The organism is Nonomuraea sp. CA-141351 (assembly GCF_050944675.1).
Taxonomy (GTDB): domain Bacteria; phylum Actinomycetota; class Actinomycetes; order Streptosporangiales; family Streptosporangiaceae; genus Nonomuraea.
Window position 1 is genome coordinate 12,539,838 of record NZ_CP191982.1, and the last position, 21,812, is coordinate 12,561,649.

At 68.6% G+C, this 21,812-nt stretch carries 27 protein-coding genes and 1 tRNA gene; 14 read left to right on the top strand and 14 right to left on the bottom strand.

From position 1 onward, the window contains the following. Window positions 1–110: 110 nt before the first annotated feature. The 3 genes from ACQPWU_RS58960 to topA form a co-directional block, all read right to left on the bottom strand. On the bottom strand, window positions 111–656 hold the full coding sequence (locus ACQPWU_RS58960; RefSeq protein ID WP_433435786.1) for a helix-turn-helix transcriptional regulator: 546 nt from the start codon (window positions 654–656) through the stop codon (window positions 111–113). A gap of 74 nt (window positions 657–730) precedes the next feature. Then, a complete protein-coding gene (locus ACQPWU_RS58965) occupies window positions 731–1,939 on the bottom strand; it encodes a metallophosphoesterase (RefSeq protein ID WP_433435787.1) in 1,209 nt (402 codons plus the stop codon). Window positions 1,940–2,000: 61 nt separating this feature from the next. Continuing rightward, window positions 2,001–4,685 carry a type I DNA topoisomerase gene (gene topA / locus ACQPWU_RS58970; protein ID WP_433435788.1) on the bottom strand — a complete coding sequence of 895 codons (2,685 nt, stop codon included), beginning with the start codon at window positions 4,683–4,685 and terminating at the stop codon, window positions 2,001–2,003. 210 nt (window positions 4,686–4,895) lie between these two features. Here topA and ACQPWU_RS58975 point away from each other — a divergent pair, with 210 nt between their 5' ends. After that, window positions 4,896–5,063 (top strand): DUF5703 family protein, encoded by a 168-nt coding sequence (locus ACQPWU_RS58975; RefSeq protein ID WP_207755854.1) that lies wholly within the window; start codon window positions 4,896–4,898, stop codon window positions 5,061–5,063. Between the two features lie 119 nt (window positions 5,064–5,182). On the opposite strand, the gene ACQPWU_RS58980 is transcribed toward ACQPWU_RS58975, so the two are convergent. Together ACQPWU_RS58980 and ACQPWU_RS58985 are read right to left on the bottom strand one after the other, a co-directional pair. Beyond that, a complete protein-coding gene (locus ACQPWU_RS58980; protein WP_433435789.1) occupies window positions 5,183–7,171 on the bottom strand; it encodes a chaplin family protein in 1,989 nt (662 codons plus the stop codon). 231 nt (window positions 7,172–7,402) lie between these two features. After that, window positions 7,403–8,041: a hypothetical protein gene (locus tag ACQPWU_RS58985; protein WP_433435790.1), complete on the bottom strand. Its 639-nt coding sequence runs from the start codon at window positions 8,039–8,041 to the stop codon at window positions 7,403–7,405. Between the two features lie 339 nt (window positions 8,042–8,380). On the opposite strand from ACQPWU_RS58985, the gene ACQPWU_RS58990 reads away from it, so the two are divergent. From ACQPWU_RS58990 to ACQPWU_RS59035, 10 genes are all read left to right on the top strand, one after another. Continuing rightward, window positions 8,381–8,466 (top strand) — tRNA-Leu (locus tag ACQPWU_RS58990). A 259-nt stretch (window positions 8,467–8,725) separates the two neighbouring features. Further along, the gene (locus ACQPWU_RS58995) at window positions 8,726–8,998 is read left to right on the top strand and encodes a hypothetical protein (RefSeq protein WP_433435791.1); all 273 of its coding nucleotides are present in this window, start codon (window positions 8,726–8,728) and stop codon (window positions 8,996–8,998) included. A 409-nt stretch (window positions 8,999–9,407) separates the two neighbouring features. Beyond that, the gene (locus tag ACQPWU_RS59000) at window positions 9,408–9,725 is read left to right on the top strand and encodes an SDR family oxidoreductase (protein WP_433435792.1); all 318 of its coding nucleotides are present in this window, start codon (window positions 9,408–9,410) and stop codon (window positions 9,723–9,725) included. A 50-nt stretch (window positions 9,726–9,775) separates the two neighbouring features. Beyond that, window positions 9,776–9,955, top strand: coding sequence for a hypothetical protein (locus ACQPWU_RS59005; RefSeq protein ID WP_433435793.1), 180 nt, complete (start codon window positions 9,776–9,778; stop codon window positions 9,953–9,955). Next, window positions 9,952–10,728, top strand: coding sequence for an SDR family NAD(P)-dependent oxidoreductase (locus ACQPWU_RS59010; protein WP_433435794.1), 777 nt, complete (start codon window positions 9,952–9,954; stop codon window positions 10,726–10,728). Before ACQPWU_RS59005 ends, ACQPWU_RS59010 begins: the two co-directional genes overlap by 4 nt. A 68-nt stretch (window positions 10,729–10,796) precedes the next feature. Continuing rightward, window positions 10,797–10,991, top strand: a complete 195-nt coding sequence (locus ACQPWU_RS59015; RefSeq protein WP_433435795.1) for a hypothetical protein — start codon at window positions 10,797–10,799, stop codon at window positions 10,989–10,991. Window positions 10,992–11,178: 187 nt separating this feature from the next. Then, a complete protein-coding gene (locus ACQPWU_RS59020; RefSeq protein ID WP_433435796.1) occupies window positions 11,179–11,412 on the top strand; it encodes a hypothetical protein in 234 nt (77 codons plus the stop codon). Then, the gene (locus ACQPWU_RS59025; RefSeq protein ID WP_433435797.1) at window positions 11,412–12,629 is read left to right on the top strand and encodes an alpha/beta hydrolase; all 1,218 of its coding nucleotides are present in this window, start codon (window positions 11,412–11,414) and stop codon (window positions 12,627–12,629) included. Before ACQPWU_RS59020 ends, ACQPWU_RS59025 begins: the two co-directional genes overlap by 1 nt. Beyond that, window positions 12,626–13,249: a carboxymuconolactone decarboxylase family protein gene (locus ACQPWU_RS59030; protein WP_433435798.1), complete on the top strand. Its 624-nt coding sequence runs from the start codon at window positions 12,626–12,628 to the stop codon at window positions 13,247–13,249. Before ACQPWU_RS59025 ends, ACQPWU_RS59030 begins: the two co-directional genes overlap by 4 nt. Before the next feature lie 34 nt (window positions 13,250–13,283). Then, window positions 13,284–13,703: a Dabb family protein gene (locus ACQPWU_RS59035; RefSeq protein ID WP_433435799.1), complete on the top strand. Its 420-nt coding sequence runs from the start codon at window positions 13,284–13,286 to the stop codon at window positions 13,701–13,703. Here ACQPWU_RS59035 and ACQPWU_RS59040 read toward each other — a convergent pair. Continuing rightward, window positions 13,661–13,942 (bottom strand): winged helix-turn-helix transcriptional regulator, encoded by a 282-nt coding sequence (locus tag ACQPWU_RS59040; protein WP_433435800.1) that lies wholly within the window; start codon window positions 13,940–13,942, stop codon window positions 13,661–13,663. The two genes, ACQPWU_RS59035 and ACQPWU_RS59040, sit on opposite strands and share 43 nt — an antisense overlap. A gap of 3 nt (window positions 13,943–13,945) precedes the next feature. Here ACQPWU_RS59040 and ACQPWU_RS59045 point away from each other — a divergent pair, with 3 nt between their 5' ends. Then, entirely contained in the window at window positions 13,946–14,419 is a 474-nt protein-coding gene (locus ACQPWU_RS59045; RefSeq protein WP_433435801.1) for a hypothetical protein, read from the top strand. A gap of 54 nt (window positions 14,420–14,473) precedes the next feature. Here ACQPWU_RS59045 and ACQPWU_RS59050 read toward each other — a convergent pair whose 3' ends face one another. Continuing rightward, window positions 14,474–15,007: an SDR family oxidoreductase gene (locus ACQPWU_RS59050; RefSeq protein ID WP_433445568.1), complete on the bottom strand. Its 534-nt coding sequence runs from the start codon at window positions 15,005–15,007 to the stop codon at window positions 14,474–14,476. Between ACQPWU_RS59050 and ACQPWU_RS59055 the strand changes: the two genes are divergently transcribed. Continuing rightward, entirely contained in the window at window positions 14,918–15,238 is a 321-nt protein-coding gene (locus tag ACQPWU_RS59055) for a tetratricopeptide repeat protein (RefSeq protein WP_433445570.1), read from the top strand. The two genes, ACQPWU_RS59050 and ACQPWU_RS59055, sit on opposite strands and share 90 nt — an antisense overlap. Window positions 15,239–15,426: 188 nt before the next feature. Here ACQPWU_RS59055 and ACQPWU_RS59060 read toward each other — a convergent pair whose 3' ends face one another. The 3 genes from ACQPWU_RS59060 to ACQPWU_RS59070 form a co-directional block, all read right to left on the bottom strand. Beyond that, a complete protein-coding gene (locus ACQPWU_RS59060; protein WP_433435802.1) occupies window positions 15,427–15,702 on the bottom strand; it encodes a hypothetical protein in 276 nt (91 codons plus the stop codon). A gap of 172 nt (window positions 15,703–15,874) precedes the next feature. Then, on the bottom strand, window positions 15,875–16,030 hold the full coding sequence (locus tag ACQPWU_RS59065; protein ID WP_433435803.1) for a hypothetical protein: 156 nt from the start codon (window positions 16,028–16,030) through the stop codon (window positions 15,875–15,877). Between the two features lie 42 nt (window positions 16,031–16,072). Next, a complete protein-coding gene (locus ACQPWU_RS59070; protein ID WP_433435804.1) occupies window positions 16,073–16,645 on the bottom strand; it encodes a TetR/AcrR family transcriptional regulator in 573 nt (190 codons plus the stop codon). Window positions 16,646–16,729: 84 nt separating this feature from the next. Here ACQPWU_RS59070 and ACQPWU_RS59075 point away from each other — a divergent pair, with 84 nt between their 5' ends. Continuing rightward, window positions 16,730–17,683 carry an NADP-dependent oxidoreductase gene (locus ACQPWU_RS59075; RefSeq protein WP_433435805.1) on the top strand — a complete coding sequence of 318 codons (954 nt, stop codon included), beginning with the start codon at window positions 16,730–16,732 and terminating at the stop codon, window positions 17,681–17,683. 101 nt (window positions 17,684–17,784) lie between these two features. Here ACQPWU_RS59075 and ACQPWU_RS59080 read toward each other — a convergent pair whose 3' ends face one another. From ACQPWU_RS59080 to ACQPWU_RS59095, 4 genes are all read right to left on the bottom strand, one after another. Continuing rightward, window positions 17,785–18,042: a hypothetical protein gene (locus tag ACQPWU_RS59080; RefSeq protein WP_433435806.1), complete on the bottom strand. Its 258-nt coding sequence runs from the start codon at window positions 18,040–18,042 to the stop codon at window positions 17,785–17,787. A gap of 356 nt (window positions 18,043–18,398) precedes the next feature. Further along, window positions 18,399–19,097 carry an NAD(P)H-dependent oxidoreductase gene (locus ACQPWU_RS59085; protein ID WP_433435807.1) on the bottom strand — a complete coding sequence of 233 codons (699 nt, stop codon included), beginning with the start codon at window positions 19,095–19,097 and terminating at the stop codon, window positions 18,399–18,401. Continuing rightward, window positions 19,094–20,155, bottom strand: a complete 1,062-nt coding sequence (locus ACQPWU_RS59090; RefSeq protein ID WP_433432632.1) for an LLM class flavin-dependent oxidoreductase — start codon at window positions 20,153–20,155, stop codon at window positions 19,094–19,096. Before ACQPWU_RS59090 ends, ACQPWU_RS59085 begins: the two co-directional genes overlap by 4 nt. Window positions 20,156–20,855: 700 nt before the next feature. Continuing rightward, window positions 20,856–21,491: an isochorismatase family protein gene (locus ACQPWU_RS59095; protein ID WP_433435808.1), complete on the bottom strand. Its 636-nt coding sequence runs from the start codon at window positions 21,489–21,491 to the stop codon at window positions 20,856–20,858. Between the last annotated feature and the right edge of the window lie 321 nt (window positions 21,492–21,812).

The following is a 21,812-nucleotide window of genomic DNA, read 5'->3' on the forward strand; positions in this document are numbered from 1 at the left end:
GGGCGGACAACAGACGAGCCGGATATTCCGGGCTGGCTCGTGGCTGAGGGTATTACGTCCGCGGGCTCGCGCGCAGGTTACACACCTCGAATGGGCCCCGGAAAGCATCATCAATTCATAACTCCGGCCTCACGCCGGGACTCTTCCACCAATGGCTCCCACTCCGCGCGGATGGCCGCGGGCAGCACCAGCTCGCCCCACAGCTCGACGAGCAGCACACCGTCCACGTGGTCGAGCAGTTGCCGGGGCCCGGCCTCGCACAGCAGCAGGGTGTAGGCGGTCCGGCGCGCGTCCCGGTCGGCCAGGTCGTACAGCCGATCCCTGAGCCGCACGACACCCAGCGCGGCCCCGACCGGCAGCCGCCACAACCGGCTGGGCACGTGGAACGTCCGCCCCTCGCTCACCCGGGCCGCGAAGTCGACCTTCGCCTCCAGCGCCAGCTGGAACCCCGCCGCGTCGAGAATGCGCCCCGCGGTCTCGAGCGTCGGCGACTTCCTGCCGTGCTCATAGGCCGACAGTGTGGTCCTCGACGTGCCGCTCACGCTGGCCAGGGCCCGCTGGTTCATGCTCGCCGCATCCCTGGCCTGCTTGAACAGCAGCCCGCCGCGCTTGGCCCAGAAGGCGGCGTGCGCCGCCTCCATCGGCGAAGAGACCATGCCCACCTCCGATTTGTATCCGGTCGGATACTCTACGCCACGATGACAGCCCGTGGCTACTGGATGGCGGAAAGTCAGGTACGCAACTCCAGCATCGTGATCTCCGGTGGCGCCCCCACGCGTACGGGCGGGCCCCAGAACCCCGCACCCCTGCTGACGTATACCTGCACCCCGTCGACCGTGGCCAGGCCGGAGACCACGGGCTGCTGCAGCCCCACCACCAGGTTGAACGGCGCGATCTGCCCGCCGTGCGTGTGCCCTGACAGCTGCAGGTCGACGCCGTGGCGGGCGGCCTGTTCCACTTGCACCGGCTGGTGCGCGAGCAGCACGGTGGAGCGGCTGGTGTCCCGGCCGCCCAGCGCCTTGTCGAAGTCGGGGCCGTCGCCCGCGGACTCGCCGTTGAGGTCGTTCACCCCGGCCAGGTCGAGCACGGCGCCCTGGTGCCTGATCTCCACGCGCTCGTTTCGCAGCGAGCGTACGCCGAGCTGGTCGAGCTCCTCGATCCACTCCATGGGCCCGCTGGGGGCGAAGTACTCGTGGTTACCGGTCACGAAATATGATCCATAGCGGGACTCGAGGCTCTTCAGCGGCTGCGCCAGCGCGCCCAGCTGGGCGACCGACCCGTCCACCAGGTCCCCCACGATCGCCACCACGTCGGCCTCGAGCCCGTTGATCATGCGAACGATCCGCTCGGTGTGCCCTCTGCCGGTCAGCGGTCCCAGGTGGATGTCGCTCACCACGGCGAACCGCAGGCCGCTGAGCCGCGGATCCAGCTTCGGCAGCGCCACCTTCACCCGTTCGATCACGGGGTCGCCGAGGGCGCTCGTCATGCCGTACCCAACCGTGCCCAGCGCCCCCACTCCCGCGACGGTGGCGGTGGCCCGCCCCAGAAAGAGCCTCCTGCTCATCGGGGGCGCCTCGGGTGCGGGCTCGGGAAGCGCCGGGCCGCCCGCCATGGCCGGCACCGGCTCCGGCTCGGGCGTCGCCCGCCGCTCGGCCTTGCGCACGAAGAGCGCGGCCACCGCCCGCGGCACCTCCAGCACCACGAGGAAGACGAGCAGGTAGAACATCAGGGCCAGCCAGATGTATCCGGGCCAGGCCAGCCAGTGGCCGAACTCCATCCGGGTGCCTGCGAACGTGGCCACGACAAGGGCGGTCAGACCCACCACGCCCCAGGTCAGCGCCTTACGCAGCCGCCCGGGGCCGGTCGTGGAACGCACCATCCGATGCCACAGATAAAAGTGCGCAAGCAGGATCAGGCCCGCGAACACCAAGACGATCACGTCATCGATGCTACTTCCGGCGGCCCCGTCCGGCGGCCTCCGGAAGTAGCGGAATGTGCACTTACGACTTCGCCGCCGGCTTCTTCGCCGCGGGCTTCTTCGCGGGTGCCTTCCTGGCGGTCGTCTTCTTGGGCGCCGGCGCCCGCTCACGCCGCTCGGCCAGCAGCTCGGCCGCCCGCTCTGTCGTGATGTCCTCGACCGTGTCGCCCTTGCGCAGCGACGCGTTCGTCTCGCCGTCGGTCACGTAGGGCCCGAACCGCCCTTCCTTCACCACAATGGGCTTCTTGGAGTTGGGGTCGTCGCCCAGCTCGCGCAACGGCGCCGCGGCGGCCGCCCGCCGCCCGCGCTGCTTGGGCTGTGCGAACAGCTCCTTGGCCTGGTCGATCGTGACGGTCAGCAGGTCATCTTCCGAAGCCAGCGAACGGGAGTCCGTCCCCTTCTTCAGGTACGGGCCGAACTTCCCGTTGTACGCCACGACCTCCTCGCCCTCCAGCTCGCCCACGGGCCTGGGGATCGTCAGCAGCTTGAGCGCGTCCTCCAGCGTGATGGTGTCCAGCGACATCGTCTTGAACAGCGAGCTGGTGCGCGGCTTGGGCGCGTCGGCCTTCTTCGTCCGCTTCTTGGGCGTCCCCTCCTCGGGCGCCTCAGGCAGGACCTCCGTCACGTACGGCCCGTACCGGCCGTCCTTGGCCACGATCATGTTGCCGGTCACCGGGTCGTGCCCGAGCTGCCGGTCGCCCGTCGGCCGTGAGAAAAGCTCCTCGGCCTTCTCCGCCGTCAGCTCGTCGGGCGTCATGTCCTCGGGCACGTTGACCCGGGCGCCGTCCCTGTCCAGGTACGGGCCGTACCGTCCGACCCGCAGCACGATGTCCGTGCCCTTGACCGGGAACGAGCTGATCTCCTTGGCGTCGATGTCACCGAGGTCGGTGACCATCTCCTTCAGCCCCTCGTCGCCGTCGGAACCGTAGTAGAAGCGCTGCAGCTCCGGCACGCGCTCGGCCCGGTCGTTGGCGATGTCGTCGAGCACCTTCTCCATCTCGGCCGTGAAGTCGTAGTCGACCAGGTTGCCGAAATGCTGCTCGAGCAGGTTGACCACGGCGAACGCCAGGAACGACGGCACCAGCGCCGTGCCCTTCTTGAACACGTAGCCGCGGTCGAGGATGGTCCCGATGATCGAGGCGTACGTCGAAGGCCGCCCGATCTCCCGGTCCTCCAGCTCCTTGACCAGCGACGCCTCGGTGTAACGCGCGGGCGGCTTGGTCGAGTGGCCCGCCACGTCGAGCCTGCTCACGCTGAGCGCGTCGCCTTCCTCCAGGTTGGGCAGCCGCTTCTCGGAGTCGTCACGGTCGGTCGAGGGATCGTCGGAACCCTCGACGTACGCCTTGAGGAACCCGTAGAACGTGATCGTCCGGCCGGAGGCGCTGAACTCGACGTCCTCGCCCGACGACGACCTGCCGCTCACCTTGACCGTGACCGACTCGCCGACCGCGTCCTTCATCTGCGAGGACACCGTCCGCTGCCAGATCAGCTCGTACAGCCGGAACATGTCGCCCGACAGCCCGGTCTCGCCCGGCGTGCGGAACTCCTCACCCGACGGCCGGATCGCCTCGTGCGCCTCCTGCGCGCTCTTCACCTTGCTGCTGTAGACGCGCGGCTTGTCGGGCACGTACGCGGCGCCGTACAGCTTGATCGCCTGCGAACGCGCGGCCGCCACGGCGGTCTCCGACAGCGTGATGCTGTCGGTACGCATGTAGGTGATGAAGCCGTTCTCATAAAGCCGCTGCGCCACCTGCATCGTGTATTTCGCGGAGAACCCCAGCTTCCGGCTGGCCTCCTGCTGCAATGTGGTCGTCCGGAACGGCGCATAGGGCTTACGCGTGTACGGCTTGCGCTCGACGGACTTGACCGCGAACGACGAATCCCTCAGCCTGCCGGCCAGTTCGCCCGCGGCGGCCTCGGAAAGGTGGAGCACGTCGGCGTTCTTCAGCTGCCCCGTGCTGGCGAAGTCGCGGCCCTGCGCCACCCGCTTGCCGTTCACCCCGGTCAGCGTCGCCGTGAAGTCGCGCGGACGCTCCTCGGGCTTGTTCGTGTCGAAGAGCGCCTGCAGGTCCCAGTAGTGAGCAGGCGTGAACGCCATGCGCTCCCGCTCCCGCTCCACCACCAGCCTCGTCGCCACCGACTGCACGCGACCTGCGGACAGGCGGGGCTTGACCTTCTTCCACAGGACCGGGCTGACCTCGTAGCCGTAGAGGCGGTCGAGGATGCGCCGCGTCTCCTGGGCGTCCACGAGGCGGAGGTTGAGGTCGCGCGGGTTGGCCACGGCATCCTGGATGGCCTGGGGGGTGATCTCGTGGAACACCATGCGGTGCACGGGGACCTTGGGCTTGAGCACCTCGCGCAGATGCCAGGCGATGGCCTCGCCCTCGCGGTCCTCGTCGGTGGCCAGATAGAGCTCGTCAGCGTCCTTGAGCAACTGCCGCAGCTTGTTGACCTGCGACCGTTTGTCGGGGTTGACGACGTACAGCGGCTCGAACTCGTGCTCGACGTTGACCCCGAGTCGCGCCCATGGCGCGCCCTTGTACTTCTCGGGGATGTCGTCGGCCTTCTCCGGCAGGTCGCGGATGTGGCCGATGCTCGATTCGACGATGTAGCCGCGCCCGAGGTACCCCGCGATCGTCTTCGCCTTGGCCGGCGACTCGACGATCACCAGGCGTGTTCCGCCGGCGCTGCCGTTCTTGGCTGGCACGCTGCTTCCTACCTCGCTGTTCGCTTGCAAAATCCCCCTGCCGGGAGTCGGCACAGACTGAAAGGTAACCCGACTCGCGGAAATTTCCTTCCCCCGCGGGCTACCCACTAGCTTCCGGGTCCACCCACAAGCACGCAGAATAAGGCCCATCGAGCGGCATGGCGCCCTGACTCACCCTGGAGACTAATCGTTGTGCTCGACTACTCCTACATGGATATCTTCATTCCGCGCGATCTCACTCGCGAAGCAGCACGTCAACTGCTGACCGAACACGCAGAGTACGGCCAGTGGGAGCTCGCCCGCGTACGTGTGCACCCCGACGGCAGCCGTCACGTACGGCTACGTCGCAAGGTCATGCGGGTACGCAGCACGCTCTGAACGTGGACATGGCTTTGCCCGTCCCAGGCCGCGCCCCCGGAACGGGCAAAGCGTCTATCGCTGACTACTCACGGGCTGTGAGCAGTAGCCGAACTTTGTATAGGTACTGTCTGATTCCCTTACTTCCGGCCGAACCGGAAGCGGCGGGCGGTCGCGAACAGCGCGGCGGAGGCGGCGAACATCGAGCCGAGCACGAGGGCGAGCAGGGAGCTCGAGTTCATCCCGGTGAGGCCGGCGGGCTGCTCGGCGCTCATCAGGCCCAGACCGCTGACCGGCAGGCTGTTGACGGGCAGGCCGCGGGTGGCCGAGGTGACCGCGCCCCCGACCGGGGTGGAGGACACCAGCTGGGTCGCCGGGTCGAGCACGGACACGGCGCCGGCCGAGGTGGCGGGGCGCCGGGCGCCGTCGGCGGAGCCGGCCACGCGGGTCTTCTTCGGGTGGGCCGGGGCCTGCGCCTGGGCGGGCAGGCCGGGCAGCTCGGGCAGGCCCGGCAGGCCGAACGTGCTGGAGACGTCCTCGACCAGCGGCAGCGAGGTCACGCCCAGTTGCTGCGGGGCTCCGCCGACACCCTGCACCCTCTGCGTGACCCCGGCGACGTCCTGCAGTCCGCCCATGGCCGGGACAGCGGGGAGCGTGGGCAGCAGCCCGCGCTTGGCCTCCTTTGTCGCGGTGGCGCTGAAGTGGCCGTACCCGATCGGGCCGCCGTGCCCCGGCTTGCCGACGTTCGCCCCGCCGAGGCACCCGGCCGCGGCGTCGCCCAGCACGGCCACCGCGTTGCCGCAGACGTTGATGGGAGCGGTGATCGGCGCGATGACCTGGTTGCCGGCGAGCACCCCGCCGCGGCCGGAGGTGCGGTTGCCGCCACCCCCGGTGTTGCCGACCTGGGCGCCGCCCTTGCAGTGGGCGTCGGACCTGCCGAGCACCGCGGCCGCGTTGCCGCAGATGTTGATCGGGGCGGTGATCGGCGCGATCACCTGGTTGCCGGCGAGCACCCCGCCGCGGCCGGAGGTGTAGTTGCCGCCCGCGCCCCTGCCGCCGTTCTTGACCGTGGCGCCGCCCTTGCACCCGGCGAACGCGTGGCCGAGCACGGCCACCGCGTTGCCGCAGACGTTGATCGGGGCGGTGATCGGCGCGACCACCTGGTTGCCGCTCAGCACACCGCCCCGGCCCGAGGTACGGTTGCCGCCCGCCCCCGAGCCGCCGCCGCTGTTCTCGACCTTGGCGCCGCCCAGGCACCCGGCGGGCGCGTTGCCGACGGCGTTGCCGCAGACGTCCGCGGGCAGGCTGATCGGGGCGATGACCTGGTTGCCGCTCCCCACCCCGAAGCGCCCGTCGGTGTCGTTGCCGGTCGAGCCCGTGGCCTTGTGGTAGCCGTGCGAGCCGCCGTTGTTGCTCACGGTGGAGCCGCCCTTGCAGCCGGCGAACGCCCGCCCCACCACCGCCACGGAGTTGCCGCAGATGTTGATCGGTGCGCTGATCGGCGCGATGACCTGGTTGCCGCCGAGCACGCTGCCGTTGCCCGAGGTACGGTTGCCGCCGGCGCCCACCCCGGTGTTGTGGACGCTGGATCCGCCCTTGCACCCCGCCGTCGCCTCGCCGAAGATCGCGACCGCGTTGCCGCAGACGTTCAGCGGCGCGGAGATCGGCGCGGTGATCTGGTTGCCGCCGAGCACGCTGCCGTCGCCCGAGGTACGGTTGCCACCCGCGCCGCCCTTGCCCTGGTTATGGACGGTGGCGCCGCCCTTGCAGCCCGCGTCGGACTTGCCGATCAGCGACACGGCGTTGCCGCAGGCGTTGATCGGGACGCTGATGGGCGCGTTCACCTGGTTGCCGCCGAGCACGCTGCCGTCGCCCGAGGTCTTGTTGGAGATGCCGCCCCTGTTGACGACCGTCGCGCCGCCCTGAGAGGAGGCATGGGACGAGCCGACCGCGGCGATGGAGTTGCCGCTGATGTCGATGGGGAGGGAGATCGGCAGGTCGACCTGGTTGCCGCCGCCGACGGACCCGTCGCCCGAGGTGTCGGCCAGCGCGGTGCTGGTGCCGCCGAACGACATGACGGCCACCGCGAGGAGGGCCGCAGGAGTAGATGCCTTTGCCCACGTACGCATGATGAATGCTCCTAGTGGTTCTTCTTGGGGGGATACCTGAACGGATCGCGGGCAGCCGAGGCCGTATGAGGTTTCGCGCACAGCGGAGACCCCGGATCAGCTTCGCGAACCAGCTGAACTGACGTGTTTCACCCACCGGCGAAGGGGTGTCAGACCACGCTCCGCCGCACTACTTCGTGATTCGTGAAGGACCGGTTCTGGCTGAAGAAAAGACCGGCACCTGGGCGGGGGTCAGTCAGGTGAGAAAGAGGGGTCGTCCGCCGCTGTGCGGACGACGGGGGGAAGCACGCGCGCCAGGAGAGCGCGCCGCGCCTGGAGCCGCGGGTCGAACACGGACCTCGCGACGTCCCCCGCAGCGGCCCCGAACGGGCCGCCGGCACCGCCATTGGGCACCAAGCCGTTGGTGTCCAGGATCTTCCCGGCGGTGGATGGTGTTGGCAGGCCAGGATCCCGCTGGCTGTTCAGCCCGTCAACCGTACGTCCGGCCATGGCCTCGGCGTTGTCGGACTCCGAGACACGGTCCGGGCGGGTGAAGGATTGAGTCGCCGCGGCGTCACTCACCGCGGCCTCAGTGGTGGCGGCCTCCAGGGCCGCCGTCGCTTTGGCAGCCACCGTCACTTTGGCAGCAGCCATTGTTTGGGCAGCCGCCGGGTCGGCGGTGAGCATGCCGAACACGACAGCAAGCAGCCACCCGGCGGCCACCAGGGCGCCAATCGTGACTGCCCGCACGACGAGCCGACGGGCACCGGCCGCGAACCGCGCCATCCGGTCAACCCGATCGGTGGTCGCGTCCTGCGCCGGGACGATCACGGGCAGGCGATGCGCACGGAGGGTCATCGCCCTCAGCTGCAGCACCACCACGCTCGCCACGTGACCTCCCGAATTCCAGAACCGGCCTCAGTCGTGAGGCCGGTCCGTGGACTCACCCCTCAACGGTCCGTAACCGTAGCAGCACTCAAGGTTGCCGCAAGCGCTTTTCACCTGAGAGCCAGAATTTCACCAACTCCCCCAACCGCAAACCGCCCCGAACTGCCCCAATGCCCTCCGCCGTACGCCATCCGGAGGCCAGCCGCACCCCACCAAAGCCCCATCGGAAGCCCCCGCCGTCCCCACTTCGAAGTCCCGGGGATTCTCGGTATGAAGCAGTCCTCAGAGTTTGCTAACCTTACTGAGCCGACGCGGGATGACGGTCTCGCGTGCAGGCACCAAGTCCGGGTGGCGGAATAGGCAGACGCGCTAGCTTGAGGTGCTAGTGCCCAGTGATGGGCATGGGGGTTCAAGTCCCCCCTCGGACACGTACCTTTTCACTATGTGAGGGCTGAGATGGATCTCGGCCCTCACTTTTGTTTGACCAGGGTGATAGGTCAGCCGTAGACCCATGCGCCGGTAGGTCTCGTTCTTGAACTCCGCCGGAGCCTCGGTGATGGCTCGGGCCATGTCGCCGATCTCGGTCACCAGGGCGGCGATCTCGCTTCTGGACGTGCGTACGCTCCTCTTGCGCGTGCGTAGCTCGGCCTCGGCCTTGAGTCGTTCCGCCTTGGCTTCATTGATCCATTGGCCGATCTCGGCCGGGTCGCCACCGGCTTCTATGGCGGCGCGGTAGCGGGCCAGCTTGGTCAGCCAGGAAACTCCGGATGCAGACATGGCGGGATCTTCGCCTCCGCCGGCGACTTCGACGGAACCACCCTGCTGAACCCGCGGGTCCACGGCCGGATCCAGATGGCCTACGCGTTCCTGCCGCATCTTGCGGCCAAGGACGCCCGCGGACCAGCGGCGATGCGCGCCCGCGCGCCGATGTTGGCGTACGGACGGATCAGCGCCTCGTAACGCAGGCGAACGAACTCCTTACCACGGCAGGCCGCGAGCTCCTTGGCTGTCTCGGCCTCTCCCACACCACGCTGGACCCGAACATCTGCGACCTCACAGGGCGCTGACGGCAAGGGCGCGGTCGACCTCTGCTGCCGCGGTTAGGCGATCGTCGCCGACGCGAACCAGCCCTGACGCAGCTCACCATCAGGACAACGAAACAACCAACCCAAGGAGAGCCGCATCGGCAGTTCGGGTTCGGCGCCGGGTGCCGGACCGCTCGCGGCGTAGAGCTGTTCGTCGATGGCGGCATGGCCCAGGTCTGACCAACACGGTGCGTCGGGCTCCGGCGGGGGTCCTGACTCCCGCGCTACCCAGATCCGCCGCGGCCCTTGCGGGCGGCATAGCACCCAGAGGAGATGTCACACCAATGACAGACACCGACAGGACAGGTGGCCGGCACAAGGTCATCGCCATTACCGGCGCCAGCAGCGGAATAAGACGGGTCCGCGTCGTCGACGCGGCGGTCACCGAGTTCAGCCAGCTCGACGTACTGGTCAACAACGCCGGTATCGGCCCGATCTCCCCATTGGACGACCTGCGCGTCGACGAGTGGGACGAAATGATCGACGTCAACCTGGGCGGCGTACTGCACGGCATCGCCGCCGCACTGGCGGTCTTCCGTGGTCCGACCCACCGCACAGCGACGATGCTCGGCCGGTGCGTGGGCCAACCGGCACAGCGGTAGAGCGTTCATCACCTTCGACTTGAGGCGGCAGTCGGGCCACGGCGCCCGCGATGGCCTGGTACCTGCGGGCCGAGGGCTACGACATCGGTCCCGACCACCTCGGCGACGACCTGCCCGCCGCCGTGCGCCGCCAGTGCCAGGCAGACATGACCTGGCTTCACGAGAAGCACACGCAAGCCGCCCGGGCCATTCCCGGACCGGCCACCATCAGGAAGGAACAACACTCATGAGCAAGCTCGCACTCGTCACCGGCGCCACCTCTGGCATCGGTAGGGCTTTCGCCGAGCGTCTCGCCACCGACGGCTACGACCTCATCGCCGTCGGCCGCAACACCGACCGGCTCAAGGAACTCGTCGACGCCCACCCAGAGGTCACGGTCCGGCCAGTGACCGCAGACCTCTCCACCGTGGCCGGCATCGACACTGTCGCGCAGACCGCCGCCGCCGAGCCCGTCGACCTGCTCGTCAACAACGCCGGTGTGGCGCACTACATGGCCCTTGCCGACCTGCCCGCCGACATGGCCACCGAACTGGTCCACGTCAAAATTCTCGCCCCGGCGCTGCTTACCCGTGCCGCGCTCACGGGAATGCAACAGCGCGGCACGGGCACCATCGTCAACGTCGCCGGCATGATCGCCTTCAGCGGACCCGCCCCCAGCTCTGTCATGCCGCGCCGCGCCGTCTACGCCGGCGCGCTGGCCAACCTGCTCACCTTCTCCCAAACCCTCAGCGCCGAGCTGGAGGGAACCGGGATCAGGGTGCAGGCCCTTCTGCCGGGTGTGGTCGCCACCGAGTTTCACACCCGCCAAGGCATGGACCTCAGCGCGATACCACGCATGAGCGCCGACGACGTGGTCACCGCCAGCCTGCGCGGACTGGCACTCGGCGAGGTCGTCACCGCCCCCGGCGTGGAGAACGACGACCTCCTGCAGGCCGTCTTCGCCGCCGACCTCGCCGCGTTCGGCGCACAGAGTCCCACCCTCGCCAGTCGCTATCGCACCTGAACGACCGGCGACGGCATAGGTGGTTTTCGCCGAGGCGAACGTGCCGTCACAGATGCGAGCTTAAGAGCATGACAACGACGGGCGGCACGCTGGCGATACTGCTCGACGGCAAGGCTACCGACGGACAGCTGACCGTGGGCCGATTCGACGTCAGCGAAGGTGAAGCACCGCCGTTTCACATGCACACCCGTGAGGACGAGGTGTTTATGTTGATCAAAGATTCGGCGCTGGTGTGGTACGGCGACCAGGAGCCGACCTGCTGATGATTTGCACGCAGGCTGGCATTGAGGGGATGTTCCGGCATGCGGACGGGACAGGGCGACTGTGCGCCGGGACGGCTTCGAGATCCGCCCCGACCGGATGGCGGAAGCGGCCGAGATGTTCGGCAACGTCATCGTCAGCTCACCACGCTGAGAGACCTGGAAGAGATCATCGAGGAGGGGCTCACGCATGTACGGACTGGTACTCCCCGGACAGGGCGCCCAGCGCCCGCGAATGGGCGCCGACCTGTTTCGGCGCTATCCCGAGATTGTCGCTGCCGCCGAGGATGTCCTGGGCTGGTCGCCGCCCGAGCTTTTCGAGCGGGGCGACGTTGCACAGCTGACCGACACCCGGTACGGCCAACCCGCGGTCTTCCTGGCGAACGCGCTGCGGGCGCTCGCCCCACGGGACGAGGTGGCGTGATGAACCTCAGCCCAGACCCGTCGTTCAACTTCAATCTGCTGCGCTGGATCGGTACCGCCCCGTATCGTGGCGCCGACATCGCTGAAGTGCTGGATCTGGCCGGTCGGCTCACCCCCGGCGACTTCGAGAGCTGGCACTCGCAGTTCCGCGCTCTCGCCGATCGTGTCGCGACCGAGGGATGGGCCGACGAGTCCACGTCGTCGGCGACCCGGCGGGACCGGGCTTTCCGCGCCGCCTCGTACTACCGCGCGGCCGACTTCTTCTTGCACGGCGATCCCGCCGATCCACGCATCGGGCAGACGTGGGCGGCCGCTACCGAACAGTTCGATCGCGCGATCGCCGAACTCGACCCGCCGGGCGAGCGCGTCACCATCCCGGCCGACGGGTTCACCGTCCCGGCGATCTTCTACCGGGCCGGCCCCGACGGCACGCCCCACCCGACCATCCTGATGTTCAACGGGTTCGACGGCAGCCAGGAGGAGATGCTGCATGTGTGCGGGTTCGCCGCACTGGAGCGCGGCTTCAACGTCCTGACCTTCGAGGGGCCCGGGCAGCCGAGCGTGGTCCGCGGGCAGGGGCTCAGGTTCCGCCACGACTGGGAGGCCGTGGTCACCCCCGTCGTCGATTACTGCGAGAAGGTGCCGGAGATCGACGCGTCGGCGCTCGGCCTGCTGGGCCTGTCCTTCGGCGGGTACCTGGCTCCCCGCGCCGCCGCGTTCGAGCCGCGCGTCCGGGCCGTGGTCACCATCGACGGCCTGTACGACGGCTATCAGTCGGTGCTGGGCCTGCTGACACCCGAGCTGCGGAACCTCCTGTATGCCGGAAACGCCGACGACTTCAACACCGCGATCCGGCACGCCATGGCACACAACAACGCCCTGCGCTGGTACATCGAGCAGGCCCTGTGGAGCTTCCGGGTCGCCAGCCCGTACGAGTTCTTCGAGCGCGCGCGCCCTTACACGCTCGACGGTGTCACAGACAAGATCACCTGCCCGGTGCTGGTGTGCTCGGCCACCACCGACCACTTCAACCCCGGCCAGGCAGAGAAGCTCGCCGAGGCGCTGGGCGACCGGGCCACCCTGCGGCCGTTCACCCCCGAGGAGTCGGCCGCGTCCCACTCCCACCCCGGCGCCTCGGTCCTCATGAACGGCGTCGTCCTCGACTGGCTCACCGCAACCATGACCCCCGCGGCCGTCGCTTCTGGTAGGGCGCGGTGAACGGCCAGGACCCGGCCGCGGGGACCGCTCGGCTGCGGCCGCTGCCACCCGTCGGGCTCGCCCCGGTCCAGCGCGCCCTCTACGAAAGCCTGGCGGCCCGCGAGGTTCCCTGGGCCGAGCGCGCCGGCGCACGGGCCATCGATCGGGACGGCAGTCTGCTGGGCCCGTTCAACCCGCTGCTGTTCAGCCCCGTCATCGGCGCGGCGCTGGTCGAGGTGTTCCGCGCCGACGGCCGTGCCACCTCACTGCCCCCGCGCGTCCACGAGATCGTCGTCCTCACCGTCGGTGCCGCCTGGCGCGCCGGCTACGAGATCTACGCGCATACACCGATCGCCGAGGCCGCGGGACTCTCGGACACCGTGATCGAGGCGATCGTCTCCGGCGGGCGCCCGGACTTCGAGTCCGCCGAAGAGGCCGGCGCCTACGACTTCACCCTGCAGCTGGTCACCAGACAGCAGGTGGATGACGTCACCTACGCACGAGCGGCGGTCGAGTTCGGCGACGAAGGCCTGGTGGACATGGTTCTGCTCATCGGCTTGTACCTCAGCGTCTGCGCCATCATCAACGCCTTCGACATCGGCGTCCCCGTCGGCCCCGCGGAAAGTTTTTCGGTGCGGTGACTGCCGTACCGGACGAGAGAACAGGAGAAAAGCAATGATCTACCACAGCACACGGATGAGCATCAGGCCGGGTGTGGCGGCGGAGAAGCGGGAAGAGGCGGTGGAGAGCCTGCGTAACCAGGGGCGGGTGATCCCGTCAGTGAAGTCGTTCATCGTCGGCCGTGACATCGGCGGTGAGTACGAGTTCGCCGCGACCTACGTGATCGAAGATCTCGACGGGTACTGGGAGTACCTGATTCACCCGGCCCACCACCACACCGACATGATCGGGTTGCCGCTGGTCGACAAGTTCGTGTCCTACGACGTGGTCGACGACGACGACCCGGAGATGGCCGCGAAGATCGCCGCACTGCACCAGCGCCGCTACGACAACGACCCCGAGCTCACCCAGCTGGTGGCCAACCTTGCCAGTTACGAGGGCAGCGCCGCCCCCGGCCCGCACGGTGACCGCTGACCATCAGGCTCGACCCGGCGGGCCCCGTAAGGCCCGCCGAACCCGGCGCCGGGGACACCCAGATCACCCTGGGCGTCCCCGCCCAACCCCTCAGCCCAGGCGCGTACCGCCGCGAGCGGATCGTCCAGCGTCCGCCCGAGCACAGTGAGCGAGTACCACGTACGCGGCGGAACCGTCGGCTCGACGCGGCGGGAAACCAGGCCATCGGCCGTCAGGCTCCGCAAGGTCTGAGAAAGCATCTTGTGCGAGATCCCGGGCGCGGCACGCCGCAGTTCGGCGAAGCCATACTCACCCGGGTACGCAATACCGGCTACGGGAACGTGTGGTGGCGGATGGCGGTCGTCGGCATCGGGTTCGCTCTCGCCATGTCGCCGCTGACCGGGGCCGCCATCCAGGCGGTCAGCCCGCAGGAGGGCGGCCTCGCCTCGGGCGTCAGCAGCACCACCCGGCAGATCGGCGCGGTGCTCGGCGTGGCGGTGCTCGGGGCGATCGTCCACACGCGGGAGTCCGGCGGCGCCTCCTTCGAATCCGGCCTCAACAGCGCCTTCCTCACGGCGGGTGCCGTGACGCCGGCCTGCGCCGTACTCACCGGCCTGTGGCTGACCGCGGCCCGGACGCCGAGGGACGTCCGGGCGGAACAGTCAGGAGGCCAAGCAGTCAGTGGGCCGCCGCTGACAGCCCCTTCCGGTCGGCCCACGGAGGTCAGTGGGCAGTAGTGGGCCTCTGCGTCCGCACAACCGAGACCGTGGGCAGGACCTGACGAATCGAGGTCAGTAGGCGAGTTCGCCGATGCCGCCGTCGACGCGCAGGACGGTGCCGGCGGTGTAGGCGGACTCGTCGGAGGCCAGGTAGACGGCCGCCTTCGCCAGCTCGGTGGCGGTGCCGATGCGATGCAGGGGCACGGTCTGCCGGAGTTCGTCGTAGATGGCGGCCTGTCGCTCGGGGCCGAGGGACTTGAACGTGTCCGTAAGGGTCGGCCCCGGGCTCAGCCCGTTGACCCGGATGCCCCGGTCCTTCAGCTCGTAGGTCAGCCCGCGGGAGAAGGACAGCAGGCCAGCCTTCGCGGCACCGTAGACCGCCGCGTTCTCGTGCCCGATGAAGGCGGAGACGGAGCCGACGAGAATGACCGAGGCTTGCCGTGACAGGAGCGGCAGCAACGCCTTGATCAGGAAGAACGGACCCTTGAGATTGGTGGCGATGAGCCAGAGTCGGCCATGAGCGAGATGGGGGTGGAGGCCGGGAACCTGGAGGAGGCCCGCAAGCTGTACCGGCAGGCCATCGAGATCGGTGGTAACCCCGAGCAGCTTGCCACGGCGTTCATCAGCCTGGGCTGGCTGGAGAAGACGGCCGGGAATCTGGACAAGGCCCGCAGCCGATACCAGCAGGCCACCGAGACCGGCGACCCCGACGTGGCGGCCCAGGCGCTCCAAGGCTGGGCCGGCCTGGAACGCAGCGCCGGAAACCTTGATCGAGCCCGCCAGCTCTACAAGCGGATCCTTGAGGTAAGGCAACCACCCACCGAGCCCGGCAAGTGAGGCGGTGCCTTTCATGGGCCCGTGCATGCGGAGCAAGATCACCCGGGTCAGTCGGCGGCGTGGACCTGCTCGACCGTCACGCCGTTCTCGGTCCACATGGTGCCCACCTTGTCGTCCGGCACGGGGTCCGTGGCTGGGCAGGCCATGCAACGGCTGCTGCGTACCACTCCCTGGGACACCGACGGGTACTAGCTGACCGTCGCCAGCAGGGTGCTCCACTCCCGTTGGAAGTAGTTGAGGTCGTAGCGCGCGAGGGCGTCGTAGGCGAGTTTCATGTCCTCCGGTGGTACGGTGGCGCGCTCGTGCAGTTGCTGCGCGAGGCGGTGAAGATCGGGAGCAGGCTGGCCTGTCAGCTCGGCGAGGTCGCCCAGACAGGCGATCGGCTGGAGGAGGCATGGCAGGCCGACCAGGATGGCCTCGGCAGCGCAGCGGCTCCAGCCTTCGGCTATTTCGGGAACGAACACACCGACGTCGCAGGCGCGTAGCAGGCGGAGGTACCAGATGGGCGCCGCCGAGCTCGAAACCCTGGAAGCCCACCTGTCAGCGCTGGTGGGCACCCAGCCCGTGCGCTTCGACACCCCCGGCTGGATCGCCCGCGACCTCGGCGAACCGGCGTGAGACATTACCGGCCGTTGATCAGGCGCAAGTGCGGAGGTACGCGTCCAGTTCGGCGGCGTCCGTGAGCATGCCGTGGCCCCGGGTGGACAGGCGGGCTTGCCAGTCACGCAGGGTCGGCTCCAGCGGGGCGATCCACTCCAGCAGGTAGCCGCCTCGCCTGAGCTGGTGGGTCAATCGCGGTCCGCCAGGTGGGCGCTGCTCCTCTTTGTGGCGGGCTCAGCAGGCCGTCGAGGCCAGCGGCGCGACCGCCTCGCACAGCTCGGCGGCGGCCTGGGCGACGAGCTCGGAGAGGGTCGCGTCCGGGTCTGCCAGCCAGCGGGACGTGGCGCGCCGGGAGATCGCTATCGCCACGTCGATGATGAAGCGTGCCTCGCCGGGCTCGACGCCGCGGCGCTCGAGCGCCCGCGCCAGCGCGTCGGCGATGTCTGCGAGCTTGATCAGATCGCGCTCGGCCAGTGCCGGGCTGGCGGCGATCACCCTGACGCGGCGCAGCAGGAACTCGCGCGGGCGAAAGACCTCATCGGCGGTCCCCAACGCGGTCAGCAGCGCCTCGATCGGCGTGAGGCCCGGGTCGGCCGCCTCGACCTGGGCGACGAGGTGGGCCTCGAGCTCCTTGCCGGCGAAGAGGACTTCCCGCTTGTCGGGGAAGTAGCGGTAGAAGGAGCGCTCGGTCAGACCGGCGGTGCGCGCGATCTGCGCAACCGAGGTGCCCTCGAACCCCTGCGTCTCGAACAGCTCGAGCGCCGCGCGCTCGAGCCGGCCCTGTGCGTCAGACTCCCATCTCGGCATACCGACCAGGATATGACAGCAGAAGCTGTCGTCGCAGTGCTATGGTCAATGACAACAGATGCTGTCATCACTTGGGAGATTGTCATGAAGGCTCTTCAGTTCGACCGGTTCGGATCCCCGGACGTGATCGTGCTCCGCGACGTCCCACAGCCGCAGCCGGGACCCGGCCAGATCCGGATCGCCGTACGGGCATGCGGCCTGAACCCGGCCGACTGGGCGCTGGTCGACGGCCTCTTCGCCGACCAGCTGCCACCGCTGCCACGCGGGCTCGGCCTCGAGGTCGCGGGCACCGTCGACGCCCTCGGCGAGGGCGTCACCGGCGTCGAGATCGGCGACCGCGTGTTCGGCCCGGCGACCTTCGACGGCCCGACGGCCGGAGCCGCCGAATATGCCCTCATGGCCGCCTGGGCACGCATTCCCGAGGGCGTCACCGCCGAGCAGGCCGCCGCGCTGCCCATGGCGACCGAGACGGCGTGGCGCGCGCTCGACAACCTCGGCGTCCAGCCGGGTGAGCTGCTGCTCGTCCACGGCGCCGGCACCACCGTGGGAGAGACGGCGGTACGCCTCGCGCTGCACCGCGGTGTCCGGGTGATCGCCACCGCCGGGACGACGCGGGCCGCCGCCCTGGAAGAGATCGGCGCCCAGGTGACCGGCTACGGCGATGGCATGGCCCAACGCGTCGCCGCACTGGCCGCAGACCGCGTCGACCGCGCCCTGGACACGGCCCCGACCGGCGGCCGGGTCGACCGCGCCGACCAGCCCAGCCCGGCCGGCGGCTCGCTGCCGACCCTGATCGAGCTGACCGGAGACCCCGACCGCGTCCTCACCGTCTCGGACTTCGCCGCCGCGGCCGAGCTGGGCACCCGGACCACCCAGATCGACCTGCGCTACGACCTGATGGACGAGTTCGCCCGGCTGGCCGGCGATGGCGTCCTGGTCGTATCGGTCGCCCGCACCTACACACTCGACCAGATCCAGGAGGCGGCCAAGCTCAGCCAGTCCCGCCGCCCCGGCGGCAAGCTCGTGCTCGTCCTGTGATCGCCTCGCCGGCCTGGCCAGGATCCGACGCGAATCATCGATCTGAATGTGCGCCGACGAGGTCGGCTCGTCGGAATTCTCCACGAGTACTCACATGCCGCTCAACCTGCATGGATGGATTTCCAGCAGGCGCAGAGCCGGGTGAACCCGCCGGTGGACATCAGGCGCTGCTGGGCGAGCTCTGACCTCCGCATGCCGTTCCGGCCGGCCTCGCCCAGCAGTGCCAGCACGCTGTACTCGGCCATGCTCACGTTCAGCGGAGCAAGGCCGGCCTCGATCTCACGCCAGATCCGATCATGGGTGAGCAGGAACCCCCGCCATGCCTGGTCTTCAAGCTCTCGCAGCTTGTCGGCCGCCATGAGCAGCACGGTATCGACAGGTCATCTCGAGAACCAACTGATGTGCCTGCCTGCGCAGCAAACCTTGTTCGCGGCGGCGACATGGCGTTGGCAAGCCGGTGCGTGACCTGCTCGCCCCGACGTCGAGTCGCGAGGAGACCCGGGCCCATCGTTATCTGGGTTGTCAAACGAACTTGCTGGTCAGCCGCGGCGGAGGTCGTCGAGTCGAACGCGCCTTCGACGGTCCACTCGGCAGTATCGGCGTAAGTGGAGAAGTCGACGGGCTGATCCCCGTCACCCCAGTAACTGAAGGTGCCGACCTCCCAGCCGACCCACTGGTAGAAGGGCATGTTCAGCACCTCCAGGAAGGCAGCGATTCATGTGCGGCTAGGAGAACTGGCCCGCAGGACTGGTTGGACGAGTCTCTGGCTGCTGGATGCGCTCGAAGAGAGGCCAAGCGGCTTTGCCCGGGGCCGGCCATTCGCTGGTTCGCGGTCCTGTGTTGCTTCAGGGCCCGTCGCGCGAGCTCTGAGAAGGTCTGCGACGTCGGTGAGTCCGATCTCGATGCGTCCGTAGATGCGGGGGTTGAGCAGTGTCGTACCGTCGAAGTCTCCGGCGGAGGCGAAGACCGCGACCGGGATCGTCAACGCCTGGAAGAAGGCGAACAGTGGCCGCATGGCGTGTTCCAGGACGAGCGCGTGGTGGTCGCCTCCGCCTGTCGCGGCGAGGAGGACGGGCTTGTTCGCGAGCGCGTATTGGTCGACGAGGTCGAAGAAGTGCTTGAACATGCCCGGGTACGTGCCGCGGAAGACGGGTGCGGCGGCGATGAGGAGATCGGCATCCTCGGCGAGCCGGAGTGAGTCTTCGACCTCGGGTGTGACGTCATCGCGCTCAATCGCTCCGGTGAACCCCGCGCCCAAGCGGTACACGTCAACCCGGGACACCTCGATGGGGAGCTTGTCCTTCAGGGTGTCGAGGACGACGTCGACGAGTCCCATGGTCTTGGACGGCTGGCTGGGGCTGCCGTTGACGACGACGACGCGCAGGGCCGGGCCGGGGTCCGCTACGGCGGTCATGCCGCGCTCTTCTCGCGCAGTGCGACCTCGCGGCGCACGACGGGTGCCACCTGTGTGCCGAGCAGTTCGATCGCCTGGAGGTGCTCCTTTTGCGGCATGCCGCCGAAGCCCATCTGGATGATGGCGCGGTTGAGGCCGTACAGCTCGTGGTAGGTGAGCAGCTTGTCGATGAGCTCCTGCGGGCTGCCGACCAGCAGGCCGGCCGCGGGCGAGGACTGCGCGTCGAACGCGGCCCGGGGAAGTCGCAGGCCGACGCCGCGCTGGTGGTTGTTGTCCATCATGCCCCTGGCGAAGTAGGGGTACATGGTGTCGCGTGCGCCCTGGCTGGTGCGTCCGACGAACCCGTGCGAGTTGATGCTGATCGGCAGTGCGTGCGCGTCGTGCCCGGCCTTGGTCGCGGCCGCTCGGTAGAGCTGGACTGTCTCCTCGTGGAAGGTCATCGGTCCGAGTAGCAGGGCCAGGGCCATGGGCAGGCCGAGGTGGCCGGTGCTGATGGCCGACGCGGGCGATCCGCCGACCCCGACCCAGATCGGGATGGTGCCGCCGTCGGCGCGGGGTGCGATGTCGGCGTCGACCAGGGGCGCGCGGAAGTGCCCGGACCAGGTGAGCGGGTTGTGGTCGCGGATCTTGAGCAGCAGGTCGAGCTTCTCGCGGAACAGGTCGGCGTAGTCTTTCAGGTCGTAGCCGAACAGGGGGAAGGACTCGGTGTAGGAGCCGCGGCCGGCGATGATCTCGGCGCGGCCGGCGGACAGCAGGTCGATCGTGGCGAACTGTTCCCAGACGCGTACGGGGTCCTCCGAACTGAGCACGGTGACCGAGCTCGTGAGCTTGATGTGCTCGGTCTTCTCCGCGGCGGCGGCCAGCAGGATGGCCGGCGCTGAGCCGACGAAGTCGGTGCGGTGGTGTTCGCCGACGCCGAAGACGTCCAGGCCTGCCTGGTCGGCGACCTGTGCCTGCTCGATCGTTTCGCGGACGCGCTGCCGGGGGGATGGAATGGCTCCGGTGGACGGGTCCTGCGTGAGCTCCCCGAACGTCATGATGCCGATCTCGAATGGCATGTCGTTTCCTTTCTCCGACCGGAGGCGCCGCGCGCCTCCGACGGCTGATCCACACCTCTATCAATCTGTCTGCGCAAGCAATTATTCCGCGCGGATGCGCCACAAACTTTGCGCAGGACGGGTCGGCAGCGTGGGGCCTCAAGGACGAGCTCAGATGCGGAGTTGGGTTAACGCCAGGGGTCAAATAGTTGCCTGCGAAGGCAGGCTGCGTTGACTGGTCATCCACCTAACCATCAGCTGACGCGGAGCGGCTTGCCCGGCGATTCCCCGTCGTGGGGCGAGGAGGCAGAACATTGCCTCAACGACGGCTCAGCGGTCCTGCCGGCCGCGAGCCTGTAGGGCTCAAGAACTCGAATCACTACCAGCGCAGAGCCCTTCGTCCGGTTGGACGGAAGGGGTGAAGGCACCGAGCGGCCAGCCCGGGTCTCCCGTGATCACTTTTCGTGATCATTTCCACACTGTACGTCGTCACCCGGCGTCTGTTGTCTTTGCCCGCACTGCTGGGCCTCCCAACGCCACGTTGATCAGATCGGCCGGGTTGTCCTTGGTCTGGGCCACTTTGCGGACCGTCTCGGGGGCTACCTCGTACCCAGTGGCGCAGGGGGGGCGGCCCTGGCACTACCACCCCCTAGCAGGCCTTCATGGCGAGGACCTCGACAGTTGATCGTCGCCGAACCGCTACGTGCCGTGGTAGGCGGACCTACTTGGCCGCGTACTTCCGGACGTTCGTGGTGAGCGCGTTCTGGTGTTTCCACGAGGGGAGGTGCTGGTAGACCACTTCACCGAAGGCCGACGCGGTCTTCAGGTCGCGGGTCCAACCGCCCAGCAGCTCGGATCCGACGCCAAGCCAGTTCACCGGGATCGCCCCGGCCTGGACCAGCCGCATGACGGCGGTGTCGTGCGTCTCCTTGATGGTGGCAGCCGAGGCGTCCACCACCACGTACACTTCATAACCGCGGTCGATGGCGGTCAGGGCGGTCAGCGCCACGCAGACGTCGGTCTGGATACCCGCCATGATCAGCCGCCGGCGGCCGGTCCCCTCGATGGCTGCGGCGAAGCCCTCGTCCTCGAACGCGTCGAACACCTGGGGGCGCCTGTTGACGGGGTGGTCGCCGAGGACGTCGAGGAGCTCCGGGTACAGCGGACCGGCAGGTGCGTCGTCGTCCGTGGTCGTGACAACCAGCGGCATGTCGAAGATCTTTGCAGTCTTGGCCAGGGCAAGGGTGCCGTTCAGGTTCTCCTCGAGCGTGTGGGATCCGATCAAGTTGGAGAAGCCGACCGCATGGTCAATCAAGACGATCGCCGCGTTGTCGGGGGAAAGCGGTGTGCGTGCCATGTCTTCCTCTTCTAATGTCGAAGTGCAGGCGAGGGCGGGTCTGCCCACCCCTGTCGGTTGCCGACCCATAATCGATGTGCTCGATTTGGCTTGCCGTCGGCATGCCATCACGCTCGCATCGATGGCAGAACGTTCGCCTCGGTGAAAAACGCCTACGTCCTCGCCTATTCACCCTTCGGCACAAATACGCCCGCAGGCTCGCGGAGGAACTGAGGCTGACGCGGGGCACGGTGCGGGAGCGCGGGCGTGTCGGCTGAGCGGCGAAGGGCCGATCGTGCAGCGACCATGTGGGGCTCAAAAATAGGATGCGGTGTCTGACCT